Annotated in this window: 14 protein-coding genes; 8 read left to right on the forward strand and 6 right to left on the reverse strand. The window is 70.9% G+C overall.

All coding sequences use genetic code 11. The features are described from left to right. Positions 1 to 106: 106 nt before the first annotated feature. The 6 genes from ABZV31_RS05030 to ABZV31_RS05055 form a co-directional block, all read right to left on the reverse strand. Positions 107 to 1,483 carry an 8-oxoguanine deaminase gene (locus ABZV31_RS05030; protein WP_355888220.1) on the reverse strand — a complete coding sequence of 459 codons (1,377 nt, stop codon included), beginning with the start codon at positions 1,481 to 1,483 and terminating at the stop codon, positions 107 to 109. A 136-nt stretch (positions 1,484 to 1,619) separates the two neighbouring features. Then, on the reverse strand, positions 1,620 to 2,543 hold the full coding sequence (gene pucL, locus ABZV31_RS05035; protein WP_355888223.1) for a factor-independent urate hydroxylase: 924 nt from the start codon (positions 2,541 to 2,543) through the stop codon (positions 1,620 to 1,622). Positions 2,544 to 2,549: 6 nt separating this feature from the next. Beyond that, on the reverse strand, positions 2,550 to 2,948 hold the full coding sequence (uraH, locus tag ABZV31_RS05040) for a hydroxyisourate hydrolase (protein WP_355888225.1): 399 nt from the start codon (positions 2,946 to 2,948) through the stop codon (positions 2,550 to 2,552). Continuing rightward, positions 2,945 to 3,460: a 2-oxo-4-hydroxy-4-carboxy-5-ureidoimidazoline decarboxylase gene (gene uraD, locus ABZV31_RS05045; protein WP_355888228.1), complete on the reverse strand. Its 516-nt coding sequence runs from the start codon at positions 3,458 to 3,460 to the stop codon at positions 2,945 to 2,947. The genes uraH and uraD overlap by 4 nt, the downstream gene beginning before the upstream one ends. Before the next feature lie 163 nt (positions 3,461 to 3,623). After that, entirely contained in the window at positions 3,624 to 3,989 is a 366-nt protein-coding gene (locus tag ABZV31_RS05050) for a helix-turn-helix domain-containing protein (protein WP_355888230.1), read from the reverse strand. Next, on the reverse strand, positions 3,986 to 4,234 hold the full coding sequence (locus tag ABZV31_RS05055) for a hypothetical protein (RefSeq protein ID WP_355888232.1): 249 nt from the start codon (positions 4,232 to 4,234) through the stop codon (positions 3,986 to 3,988). The genes ABZV31_RS05050 and ABZV31_RS05055 overlap by 4 nt, the downstream gene beginning before the upstream one ends. 379 nt (positions 4,235 to 4,613) lie before the next feature. On the opposite strand from ABZV31_RS05055, the gene ABZV31_RS05060 reads away from it, so the two are divergent. From ABZV31_RS05060 to ABZV31_RS05095, 8 genes are all read left to right on the forward strand, one after another. Further along, positions 4,614 to 5,540 (forward strand): lytic transglycosylase domain-containing protein, encoded by a 927-nt coding sequence (locus ABZV31_RS05060; protein ID WP_355888234.1) that lies wholly within the window; start codon positions 4,614 to 4,616, stop codon positions 5,538 to 5,540. A gap of 55 nt (positions 5,541 to 5,595) precedes the next feature. Further along, positions 5,596 to 6,669: a sigma-70 family RNA polymerase sigma factor gene (locus ABZV31_RS05065; RefSeq protein WP_355888237.1), complete on the forward strand. Its 1,074-nt coding sequence runs from the start codon at positions 5,596 to 5,598 to the stop codon at positions 6,667 to 6,669. Positions 6,670 to 6,803: 134 nt separating this feature from the next. Continuing rightward, complete coding sequence (locus ABZV31_RS05070; RefSeq protein ID WP_355888240.1) at positions 6,804 to 7,733, forward strand: ABC transporter ATP-binding protein; 930 nt, start codon at positions 6,804 to 6,806, stop codon at positions 7,731 to 7,733. Continuing rightward, entirely contained in the window at positions 7,730 to 8,500 is a 771-nt protein-coding gene (locus ABZV31_RS05075; RefSeq protein WP_355888243.1) for an ABC transporter permease, read from the forward strand. The genes ABZV31_RS05070 and ABZV31_RS05075 overlap by 4 nt, the downstream gene beginning before the upstream one ends. A 3-nt stretch (positions 8,501 to 8,503) precedes the next feature. Further along, entirely contained in the window at positions 8,504 to 9,328 is an 825-nt protein-coding gene (locus tag ABZV31_RS05080) for an ABC transporter permease (protein ID WP_355888246.1), read from the forward strand. A gap of 5 nt (positions 9,329 to 9,333) precedes the next feature. Further along, complete coding sequence (locus tag ABZV31_RS05085) at positions 9,334 to 10,581, forward strand: MCE family protein (RefSeq protein ID WP_355888249.1); 1,248 nt, start codon at positions 9,334 to 9,336, stop codon at positions 10,579 to 10,581. After that, entirely contained in the window at positions 10,578 to 11,633 is a 1,056-nt protein-coding gene (locus tag ABZV31_RS05090; protein WP_355888251.1) for an MlaD family protein, read from the forward strand. Before ABZV31_RS05085 ends, ABZV31_RS05090 begins: the two co-directional genes overlap by 4 nt. Continuing rightward, a partial coding sequence (locus ABZV31_RS05095; RefSeq protein ID WP_355888253.1) for a hypothetical protein occupies positions 11,630 to 11,877 on the forward strand: 248 nt, incomplete at its 3' end. The genes ABZV31_RS05090 and ABZV31_RS05095, both read left to right, overlap by 4 nt.

Below are 11,877 nucleotides of genomic sequence, written 5' to 3' on the forward strand. Positions count from 1 at the left end.
CGCCCCGGAGACGGCCGCCGTGGCCCCCGCTCGGATCCACGGCTGCCGACCGGGAGCCGTCCCTCCCAGCCGGAGCTCAAGTGCCGTACGGACGGACGTACGCAGTTCACTGCGCGGCGATCCGTGCCAGCCGCTGCGCTTCCTCCCGCGTGGAGCGGGCGATGGCGTCCTCGTCGGCGTGCAGCAGGCGGCCGTTCTCGACGATCTGACGGCCATTCACGAAGGAGGCCGTGACCGGGGCCGCCGCGCCGAAGACCAGCGCGGTCACCGGGTCGGCGATCGAGGAGTGAGCCAGCGTGTCGAGCCTCCACAGCACGAGGTCGGCCAGCTTGCCCGGCTCCAGCGAACCGATCTGCGCGGCCCGGCCCAGGACCTGGGCACCCCCGTACGTGCCGAGGCGCAGCGCCTGGCGGGCGTTCAGGGCGGCCTCGCGATGGGCGCCGAGGCGGTTGATCAGCAGCGCGTTGCGCAGCTCGGTGTGGAGTTCGCCGGACTCGTTGGAGGCGGTGCCGTCGACGCCGAGGCCGACCGGGACGCCGGCCGCGAGCATGTCGGGGACGCGGGCGATGCCGGCCGCGAGGCGGGCGTTGGAGGAGGGGCAGTGGGCGACGCCCGTCCTGGTCCGGGCGAAGGCGGCGATGTCGGAGTCGTTCATGTGGACGCAGTGCGCCATCCACACGTCCTCGCCGAGCCAGCCCGTCGACTCGAAGTAGTCGGTCGGGCCCATGCCGAACAGCTCGTGGCAGAACTTCTCCTCCTCCACCGTCTCCGAGCCGTGCGTGTGCAGCCGTACGCCCTTGCGGCGGGCCAGTTCGGCGCCCTGCTTGAGCAGGTCGGTGGTCACGGAGAACGGCGAGCAGGGGGCGACGGCCACCTGGGTCATGGCGTCGAAGGAGGCGTCGTGGTGCTCGTCGATGGTCGCCTCGGTGGCGGCCAGCGCGCCCTCGAGGGTCTCGACGGCGAAGTCCGGTGGCAGGCCGCCGTCCGATGCGCCGCGGTCCATCGAGCCGCGGGCCAGGGTGAAGCGGACGCCCATCTCGCGGGCGGCGCGGATGATCGCGCCGGACAGGTCGCCGGAGTGCTGCGGGTAGACGTAGTGGTGGTCCATGGCGGTGGTCACGCCGCCGCGGGCCATCATCGCGAGCGAGCCCTGGGCCGCCGCGTACACCATCTGCTCGTCGATGCGCGCCCACGTCGGGTACAGCGCGACGAGCCAGTTGAAGAGGTTGTGGTCCGTGGCCAGGCCCCGGGTGATCCACTGGTAGAAGTGGTGGTGGGTGTTGACCAGGCCCGGGGTCACGAGGTGGCCGGAGGCGTCGATGCGGCGTACGACGTTCTCCAGGTTCTCGGGGGCCTTGCCCGCGCCGAGCGCCTCGATGCGGTTGCCGGCGACGACGAGGTACCCGGAGGCGTACTCCGTGTCGTGCGCGTCGACGGTCGCGATGGCACAGTTCTCGATGACGATGCGCTGGGCTGCTGCCATGGTTCGTCCTTTTCGCTCTGTGGAGAGGGCACGGCAGGACCCTGGGAGTTTTGAGTGCCGCGGCCCGGGAGCGGGTCCTGGGCCGAGGGTGCCGAGGGTGGGGGGTGCCTCCGGGGGCCGGGGGCACCCCGGTACGTCACAGGTTGGTGAGGTCCACCGGGATCCTCGCCTCGCAGCCGTCCCGCAGGATGGTGGCCTCGATCAGGCCGTACGGGCGGTCGGCGGCGAAGTACACCTCATTGTCGTTCTTCAGCCCGAACGGCTCCAGGTCCACCAGGAGGTGGTGCTTGTTCGGGAGCGAGAAGCGGACCTCGTCGATCTCGCTGCGGTTGTTGATGATCCGCGCGCCCATCTGGTACAGGGTCTGCTGCAGCGACAGGGAGTACGTCTCGGCGAAGGCCTGGAGCATGTGCTTCTTGGTCTGCTCGTAGGACTTGTCCCAGTTGGGCATCTTCTGCTCGTCGTTGGTCCAGTTGAACCGCCAGCGGCCGGAGACCTGGGTGGCCAGGATGCGGTCGTGGGTCTCCGGAAGCGTCGTGTACTTGTCCTTGACGAAGCCCCAGAACTCGGAGTTCGTCGAGTTCAGCACGACGAGGTCCTTCAGGCCGGAGATGACCTCCCACTTCTCGCCGTCGTAGGTGATCTGCGTCAGCCGGATCTCCTGGCCCTTGCGGACGAAGGAGTGCTTGACCTCGTCCGCGCCGATGAACTTGGAGTTGGCCTCGGAGGTCTCGATCCGCTCCCAGGCGTACTCCTCGATCCGGATGCGGGCCCGGTGGATCGCCTCCTGGCTGGTGACGAAGTGACGGGCGAGGTGGATGCCGAACTGCTCGGCGGACTCGATGCCGTATTCCTTGGCGAACGCGAACACCGTGTTCTTGGTGGTGTCGGTCGTCAGGACGTTGGCGTTCGAGCCGGAGTAGTGGACCTCCTCCATGTCGCCGGAGAGGGCTACGGAGACGTTCAGGTCCTTGATGTGGTGGGTGGCGCCGTCCCGCGTGATCTTGACGACTCGGTTCTCGGCCTTGCCGTACTGGTTCTGTCCCAGAATCGTGGGCATCTTTAGCTAGCTCCCTCGGTAAACGGAGTAGCCGAACGGGTTGAGCAGCAGCGGTACGTGGTAGTGCTCGCCCGGTACGACGGCGAACGTGATCGCCACCTCCGGGAAGAACACGGCCGGCGCACCGCTGTCCCGATTCGCGGGGGCGTCCTGCTGCGCATCGGCTTGCTTCTTGGCGAAGTACGGCTCGACGGCGAAGTCGAGCCGCACGTGGGTGGTCCCCTCCGGCAGGGCCGGGAGGTCCTTGCACCGCCCGTCCGCGTCGGTCGCGGAGCCGCCGAGCGCCTGCCAGTCCGCGTCGCGGCCGCTGCGGGCGGCGAGGCGGACGGCGACGCCCTCGGCGGGGCGGCCGATACTGGTGTCCAGGATGTGCGTGGACACGGAGGCGGTGGTCTCGGTGCTCATGCGGTTTCCTCTTCAAGCATTCGGGCAAGGCGGATGCGGTTGATCTTGCCCAGCTCGGTGCGGACGATCTCCCGCTCCTGCTCCGGCGCGTTGCCGATCCGCTCCTTGACCGCGTCCCGCATCTGCTCGCCGGTCCTTCCGGTGGCGCAGATGAGGAAGACGTGACCGAACTTCTCCTGGTAGGCCAGGTTGAGCTCGAGCATCTCCGCCTTGAGCTCCTCGGAGGCGCCGGCCATGCCGCGCTGCTCGCGGGCCGACGTGGGATCGCCCGGCTTGGGGCGGCCGATCGGCGGGTGGCCGGCCATCGCCTCCTGAAGGTCCGCGGTGGTCAGCTCCGCCATGGCGGCGTCGCTCGCGGCGTAGAGGTCCTCGGGGGTGGCGTACGGGCGGGCGGCGAGCAACCACTTGACCCACGCCGTGGAGGCGCACGCCTCGTGGAGCGCGGCGAAGGCCGCGTGCTCCTCCAGGGCGTTGAAGCGGGCGAGGCCCGGCGGCGTGGAAGTGGACGTCACGGGAGCCTCCGTGGCCTGGTGCTGAACGGGCTGCCGCTAGCTAACGCCCTCCGAAACATCGCGTCAACACTTTGTTGAAAATTCGGGGTACAAAATCGGGGCAGCGGAAAGCCGCCGCCCGGATGCGGGGCGGCGGCTGCTCGGCGACAACCGAAAGCGCTGGTCAGGCCTTTTCGCGGTTGAGGTAGTTGTAGACGGTGAAGCGGCTCACCCCGAGCGCGCTCGCCACGGTCTCCACGCCGTGCCGCACCGAGAAGGCGCCGCGCGCCTCCAGTATCCGGACGACCTCCTGCTTCGCCTTGCGGTCCAGCTCGGCCAGCGGCCTGCCCTGCTTGCGTTCCATCGCCGTCAGGATGTGGTCGAGGGAGTCGGCCAGTTGCGGCAGCCGCACGGCGACGACGTCGACGCCCTCCCAGGCGAGCACGACGTCGTCGGGGCCGGCCTCGTCCGGCGGGAGCATCTCGCCCCCCATGGCGTCGACCAGCGGTTTCACGGCCGTGATGAACGGCTCGTCCCCGGTGCCGGTCACTTTGCCTCCCCGACGACGTTGATCTGCAGCGAGATCCGGGTGGCGCCGGCCTCCAGGGTCTTGCGCAGCAGGGCGTCCACGGCGGTGAGCACGGCGTCGGCACCGCCCTCCGCCGTGTTGCCGAACGGGCCGACGTCCACCGCGTCCAGCTCGGCGGTCTCGATGACCTCGCGGGCCGCCAGGGCGTGCGCCGGCGCCTCGTCGAGGTCGAAGGGCTCGGTCGTGAACTCCACTCTCAGTCGCACTGTGCCCCCATGGCATCTGCACCGACCCGCGCGTTCCGTCAGGTCCGCGCCCGGGGTCGGACCGCCCCGGCCGCTTGGTGAGACCTTAACGGACGCGCGTACGGACCTCGCCACGCGAAAACTCCTGCCTCTTCGCGACGGACGCCCCGCCCGCCCGCGTAGAGCAGACGACGGAATCCGCACAGGGAGGGGCTGCAGGGTGGCACGGCGTGCATTCAAAGGGGCATTCACATCCAAGGGTGCACTCAAGGGGGCCAGGGGCACGGCGGTCGCGGCGGCGGCCATGGCGGCGCTGACCGCATCGCAGGCGCCGGGGGCGTTCTCGGCAGGGGCCGCGGAGCCCGCGCGGCGAGCGGCACCCGCCGATCACGGTCCCAGCGTGTCCGGCGACACGCCGTACCGCACCGAGCTCCCGCCGCTGCGGACCGGGAAGCCGAGGAAGGCGGACACCGCGTCGGGGGTCACCGGCGGCGCCCTGCCCGCGAGCGTGTTCGCCGCGTACCGGCATGCCGAGGCGGAGCTCGCGCGCACGGCGCCCGGGTGCCGGCTGCGGTGGCAGCTGCTGGCCGCGATCGGCCAGGTGGAGTCCGGGCAGGCGCGGGGCGGCCGGGTGACCTCGGACGGTACGACCGTGACGCCGATCCTCGGGCCCCGGCTGACCGGCGGGGCGTTCGCGGTCGTCCGGGACACCGACGGCGGCGCGTACGACGGGGATGCGGTGTACGACCGCGCGGTCGGCCCGATGCAGTTCATTCCGTCGACCTGGGCCCGCTGGGGCGCGGACGGCAACGGCGACGGACGGGCCGACCCCGACAACGTCTACGACGCGGCGCTCGCCGCCGGGCGCTATCTGTGCGCCGGCGGACGGGACCTCTCCGACCCCGCCGACCTGGACCGGGCGATCCTCGGCTACAACCACTCGGAGGCGTATCTGCGCACGGTCAGGGCCTGGTACGCGTACTTCCTGGAAGGGCACCGGGTGGTGCCGGACGGGGGAGCGGCGTCCTCGGCCCGACCGGATCGGTCCCGGTCGAGCGCCTCGACCAAGCCCGCGCCGAAGCCCTCCGGCCACCGCCCGCCCGGCGCGAGCCCGTCCCGGACGCCGTCCACCCGGCCGCCCTCGCCCTCCCCCACCCCGTCCCGCACGGCTGCGGCGGAGGCGACGGACGAGCCACGGCTCCCCGTGCCCGAGCCGAGCCTCACGCTGCCCGGCACAGGGGGACTGCCCGGAGCCGGTCCGCTGACCAGCAACAGTGAGAACACGATGGGCGCCTTCCCCTCCACAACCGCGGATACCCGGCGGTAATGTCGCCACCCGCCGGACAAGCACGAGACCGGCGGGTGAGCGCGAAGGGGCCCTCATGGCGACGGACATGCCTGCGGAAACGCCTGCGGACATAACGCCTGCGGACATACAGGCGGCCCACGACCGTTGGCAGCGCATGTGGAGCCACCGCGAGCAGCTGCTCAAGGTGGCCAGGCGCAGGTCGATGAGTCTGGAGGACGCCGAGGACGCCGTGCACGAGGCGATGCTGCGCGCCGCGGAGCGCCCGGACCTCGACGACGAGCGCCTCGGCGCCTGGCTGACGACCGTGACGATGCGGCTGTGCGTCGACCGGTACCGCCAGGTCAACCGGGAGGCCGAGGTGCGCACCAGCCCCACGCTGGTCGCGCCGGGACCGGTGCCCGTGGAGGAGGCGGTGTGCGACCGGGCCGAGGCCAGGTGGCTCGCCGTGCGCAGTGGGGAACTGCCCGCCCGGCAGGCGGAGGCGTTGCGGCTGAAGTCCGAGGACCTGGACGTCGGTCAGGTCGCCGTACGGATGGGGCTGAGCTACCGGACCGTCGAGTCGCTCCTGGCCCGCGCCCGGCGGACGCTGCGCGCCTCGCTGGCCGGGACGCTCGGGCTCGCGCTGTTCCTGCTCGGGCGCGGGCGGCCGCGCACCGGCGGGAAGGCGCAGGCGGCGGTCGCGTCGACGGCGGCGACCCTGGTGGTGGCGGGGTTGGCGCTGCCGTACGCGCTCGACGGGGGCGGGGGCGGCGCGGACGCCCCGGCTCCGCCGCCGGCCGTGTCCAGCGGCACGCAGGTGCTGCGGACCGACAGCACGGACCGGGTGCGCGCCCCGGAGACGCGCGCGCCCTCGCCCACGGCGTCGGCGGCCCCGCGTCGCGGGGAGACGGAGTCACCCGCCGACGGATCGCTCGTGCCGCTGTCCGTGCCGTCCCTGCCCAAGGTCTCGTCGGCCCCGCTCCCGGAGTTGCCGACGCCGGAGGTGCCGCAAGTGCCGCAGGTCCCGCAGGTGCCCGACGTGCCCAAGGTGCCGGACCTGTCGGTCGAGTCCGCCGTCCCGCTTCCGGCGGTCCCGCACACTCCCGCCGTGCCGTCCGCTCCGGTCTCCGTACCCACCCCGAGCACGCCGCCGGTGAAGCTGCCGTAGCCTCCCGTAAACCCGTCCGAAAAACCCGTCCCAAAAACCCGTCCGAAAAAATTCCGCCTCCGCCGCGACGGACGCCCCGCCCCTCCCCGTAGAGCAGATGTCGGAGCTGCTCACGCGGGCGAAGGGTGAACCGGATGGGTGTCGAGATCTGTGTGGAGGGGCTGACCAAGTCCTTCGGTCACCAGGTCATCTGGCAGGACGTGTCGTTGACGCTGCCCGCCGGGGAGGTCTCGGTCATGCTCGGCCCCTCGGGGACGGGCAAGTCGGTGTTCCTCAAGACTCTCGTCGGGCTGCTGAAGCCGGACCGCGGCTCGGTCAAGGTCGCGGGCCGGGACATCACCAAGCTGCGCGAACACGACCTGTACGAGGTGCGCAAGATGTTCGGCGTGCTGTTCCAGGACGGCGCGCTGTTCGGCTCGATGAACCTGTACGACAACATCGCCTTCCCGCTGCGCGAGCACACCCGCAAGTCCGAGAGCGAGATCCGGCGGATCGTGCTCGAGAGGATGGACATGGTCGGGCTGATCGGCGCCGAGGGGAAGCTGCCCGGCGAGATCTCCGGCGGTATGCGCAAGCGGGCCGGTCTCGCCCGGGCGCTGGTGCTCGACCCGGAGATCATCCTCTTCGACGAGCCCGACTCGGGCCTCGACCCGGTGCGCGTGGCCTATCTCAACCAGCTGATCGTCGACCTCAACGCACAGACCGACGCGACCTTCCTGATCGTCACCCACGACATCGCCTCGGCCCGCCAGGTGCCCGACAACATCGGGCTGCTGTTCCGGCGCGAGCTGGTGATGTTCGGGCCCCGTGAGAAGCTGCTGACCAGCGACGAGCCCGTCGTCCGCCAGTTCCTGAACGGCCGGATGCAGGGGCCGATCGGCATGGCGGAGGAGAAGGACGCCGCGCAGGTCGAACAGGAGCTGGCGCAGATCAACGGGGGTCCCGCAGTCAGGGACCTGACGCCCCGCCTGCTGCCGGGACCCGGCATCACCCGCTCACCCCGCTGGGAGGCGATCGCGAGACGGGAGACCGAGCTGCACCGGAAGGAGGTGACCGGCGCATGAGCCTGTCCCCGACCGGAGCGCTGCGGCACTCGGGCAACCTGTTCGCGATGGCGCTGGACGTCGTCCGGACCCTGCCCCGACGGCCGTTCCAGGCACGGGAGTTCATCCAGCAGGCGTGGTTCGTCGCCAGCGTCACGATCCTGCCCACCGCTCTGGTCTCGATCCCCTTCGGCGCGGTCATCGCGCTGCAGATCGGCAGCCTGACCCGGCAGTTGGGGGCCCAGTCCTTCTCCGGTGCCGCCTCCGTCCTCGCGGTGCTGCGGGAGGCCTCGCCGATCGTCACCGCGCTGCTGATCGCGGGCGCGGGCGGCACGGCGATCTGCGCGGACCTCGGGGCGCGGAAGATCCGCGAGGAGATCGACGCCATGCAGGTGCTCGGCATCGACCCGATCCACCGGCTCGTCGTCCCCCGCGTGCTGGCCTCCATGGTGGTGGCCGTCCTGCTCAACGGCCTGGTGTCGGTCGTCGGCGTCGCCGGCGGCTATTTCTTCAACGTCGTCCTCCAGAACGGCACGCCCGGCGCGTATCTGGCGTCCTTCACCACCCTCGCCCAGCTGTCCGACCTGTGGGCGGCCGAGCTGAAGGCGCTGGTGTTCGGGGCGATCGCCGCGATCGTCGCCTCCTACAAGGGGCTCACCGCGAAAGGCGGCCCCAAGGGCGTCGGCGACGCCGTCAATCAGTCAGTGGTGATCACCTTCATGTTGCTGTTCGTGACCAACTTCGTGATGACCGCGGTGTACTTCCAGGTCGTCCCGCAGAGGGGCTAGCCGATGCGACCTCAACGACTCCTCGACCGCCCATTGCGCTCGCTCGACGACCTGGGCACCCAACTCTCCTTCTACGGCCGTTCGCTCGCGTGGACGGGCCGCACCCTGCGCCGCTACAAGAAGGAGATCCTGCGGCTGCTCGCCGAGGTGAGCTTCGGCCGCGGCGCGCTCGCCGTCGTCGGCGGCACGGTCGGCGTGATCGCCTTCCTGTCGTTCTTCACCGGCACGGAGGTCGGCCTTCAGGGCTACGCGGCTCTCAACCAGCTCGGCACCTCCAACTTCGTGGCGTTCCTGTCGGCGTACTTCAACACCCGGGAGATCGCCCCGCTGGTGGCCGGCCTCGCCCTGTCCGCGACGGTCGGCGCCGGGTTCACCGCGCAGCTCGGCGCGATGCGGATCAGCGAGGAGACCGACGCGCTGGAGGTGATGGGCGTCCCCTCGCTGCCGTTCCTGGTGACGACGCGGATGATCGCTGGCTTCGTCGCCGTGATCCCGCTGTACGTGATCGGGCTGGTGTCCTCGTACCTGGCCGCCCGCACCATCACGACCGGCTACTACGGTCAGTCGACGGGCACGTACGACCACTACTTCCACCAGTACCTGCCGCCCGTGGACGTGCTGTGGTCCTTCGGCAAGGTGATCGTCTTCGCCGTCCTGATCATCCTGGTGCACTGCTACTACGGCTACTACGCGAGCGGCGGGCCGGCCGGCGTCGGCGTCGCGGTGGGCCGTGCGGTGCGGACCTCGATCGTCGCCATCAACGTCCTGGACTTCTTCCTGAGCCTCGCGATCTGGGGCGCCAACACGACCGTGAGGATTGCGGGGTGAGGCCGGTGAGAGTGCTGAGACTCAGGTTGTACGGCATCGCGTTCATCGCCGTGCTCGCGCTGCTGCTGTCGCTGGCCGTGGCCGTCTACCGGCAGGCGTTCACGCCCGTCGTGCGCATCACGCTCCAGGCCGACCGGCTCGGCAACCAGCTCGATCCGCGCGCCGACGTCAAGCTGCGCGGGCTGCTGGTCGGCGAGGTGCGCGCGGTGCACGCGGACGGCGCGAAGGCGAGCCTCGACATCGCCCTCAAGCCGGAGTACGTCGCGTCCATCCCCTCGGACGTGCACGCGCGGCTGCTGCCCAAGACGCTGTTCGGCGAGAAGTACGTCGACCTGGTGGCGCCCGCCCGCTCCACTGCCCGGCCCATCCGCGCCGGGGACGTCATCACCCAGGACCGTACGAGGGTCGGCATCGAGCTGCAGCAGCTGATGAACGACCTGCTGCCGCTGCTGCGGGCCGTCAGGCCGGGTGAACTCAACGCCACGCTCTCGGCCTTCGCCACCGCGCTGGAGGGCCGCGGCGACCGGATCGGCGACAACCTCACCCGCGTCGAGGGCTATCTGCGCCGCCTCAACCCGCATCTGCCCTCCCTCAAGGAGGACATCTCACGCTTCGCCGACGTCGCCCGGGTGTACGGCGACGCCGCGCCCGACCTGATGGCGTTCCTGCGCAACACCGTCACCACCAGCCGCACGATCGTCGAGAAGAAGGACCGACTGGCCACCGCGCTCCGCACGACCGCGACGGTCTCGGGCACCGCGCAGGACTTCCTCGACGCGAACGGCGACCGCCTGATCACGCTCGGCCGGGTCTCCCGCCCCACGCTCGAGCTCTTCGCCCGCTACTCCCCCGAGTACCCCTGCCTCCTGAACGGATTGGTCCGCGAGGAGCAGGCGTCGGAGGAGGCGTTCCGCGGCGGCGAGATGCACATCACCCTCGAGGTCGTCCGCGCGCAGGGCGCGTACCGGCCCGGCGAGGAGCCGCGCTATGCCGAGCGGTCGGGGCCGAACTGCTGGGGCATGCCCCATCCGCAGGTGCCCGGACCGAAACCCAAGTTCAACGACGGTACGTCGTCCGGCGGTTCGGGCGGCGCACTGCCCGGAGGTGTCAACATGTCCGCCACCGCGGCCGAGCAGCGGGCCGTCGACTCGCTCGTGGCCCCCGTCCTGGGCGTCCCCGCGGACAAGGTGCCGCCCGTCACGACCCTGCTGTTCGGGCCGCTGGCCCGCGGAACGGCGGTGAGTGTCGCATGAGGACGAAGCGTCGTACGGGTACGTCACGCGCCCGGCAGACCGCCGCGCCGCTGATCAAGTTCAGTCTCTTCGCGCTGATCACGATCGCGGCGACGGCGCTGCTCGCCGCAACCATCGTCAACATCTCCTTCACCCCGAAGGACACGTACCACGCGGTGTTCAGCGACGTGACGGGCCTGGAGAAGGGCGACGACATCCGGGTCGCCGGGGTGCGCGTCGGCCAGGTCGAGGGCATCCGGATCAAGGACCGGACGCTGGCCGAGGTCACCTTCAGCGTCGCCGCGGACCGCCCGCTGTTCGCCGGCACCCACGCGGTCGTGCGCTACCGGAACCTGGTCGGGCAGCGGTACATCGCGCTCACCGAGGGCGCGGGCGACGACACCCGGCTGCGGCCCGGCGGCACCATCCCGCTGTCCAGGACGCAGCCGGCGCTGGACCTCAACGCGCTGCTGAACGGCTTCAAGCCGCTGTTCGCCGCGCTCAGCCCGAACGACGTCAACCAGCTCGCCACCGAGATCATCAAAACCCTGCAGGGCGAGGGCGGCACGGTGAACAGCCTGCTCGCGCACACGGCGTCGCTCACCACGACGCTCGCCGACCGCGACCAGCTGATCGGCTCCGTGATCGACAACCTCAACACCGTGCTGGAGACGCTCGACCGGCGCGGCGCCCGCTTCTCCGGGCTGCTGACCCAGCTGCGGCGGGTGATCTCGGGGCTGACCGCCGACCGCAAGCCCATCGGGGACTCCCTGGTGAGCATCGGCGACCTCGCCGAGGCCACCTCGGGTCTGCTGAAGGACGCGCGTCCGGCACTGAAGGACGACATCGCCGGGCTGACCGGTCTGACCGGAACGCTGAACAAGAACGAGAAGACCGTGGAGGGCGTGCTGAAGCGGCTGCCGAACAAGCTCAACGAGCTGACGGGGACGGCGTCCTACGGCTCGTGGTTCAACTTCTACCTCTGTGACTTCGACGGCCGCGTCGTGCTGCCGAAGACGAAGCAGGTGCTCACCCCGGAGCTGCATGTGGCGCAGGCGAGGTGCGGCGGATGAGCATGCGCATCGTGCCGGGCAGGAACCGGCGCCCCCGCCCCGAGCCCCTGATCAAGGTGCGCGTGCTGCCGCCGAGGCTGCCCAGGCTGCCCAGGCCGCGGCTCCTGCCCCGCAGGACGCGACGCCGCCGTCCCGAGCCTGAGGTGAGGGTGCGCGTGCTGCCGCCGAGGCTGCCCAGGCTGCCCAGGCCGCGGCTCCTGCCCCGCAGGACGCGACGCCGCCGTCCCGAGCCTGAGGTGAGGGA

It is taken from the genome of Streptomyces sp. NPDC005202 (assembly GCF_040608235.1).
GTDB lineage: Bacteria > Actinomycetota > Actinomycetes > Streptomycetales > Streptomycetaceae > Streptomyces.

Coding starts and splice junctions, on each gene's coding strand:
- ABZV31_RS05075 (WP_355888243.1), top strand. CDS start 7,730: ATGAGCCTGTCCCCGACCGGAGCGCTGCGGCACTCGGGCAACCTGTTC.
- ABZV31_RS05090 (WP_355888251.1), top strand. CDS start 10,578: ATGAGGACGAAGCGTCGTACGGGTACGTCACGCGCCCGGCAGACCGCC.
- pucL (WP_355888223.1), bottom strand. CDS start 2,543: ATGCCCACGATTCTGGGACAGAACCAGTACGGCAAGGCCGAGAACCGA.
- uraH (WP_355888225.1), bottom strand. CDS start 2,948: ATGAGCACCGAGACCACCGCCTCCGTGTCCACGCACATCCTGGACACC.
- ABZV31_RS05030 (WP_355888220.1), bottom strand. CDS start 1,483: ATGGCAGCAGCCCAGCGCATCGTCATCGAGAACTGTGCCATCGCGACC.
- ABZV31_RS05070 (WP_355888240.1), top strand. CDS start 6,804: ATGGGTGTCGAGATCTGTGTGGAGGGGCTGACCAAGTCCTTCGGTCAC.
- ABZV31_RS05065 (WP_355888237.1), top strand. CDS start 5,596: ATGGCGACGGACATGCCTGCGGAAACGCCTGCGGACATAACGCCTGCG.
- ABZV31_RS05080 (WP_355888246.1), top strand. CDS start 8,504: ATGCGACCTCAACGACTCCTCGACCGCCCATTGCGCTCGCTCGACGAC.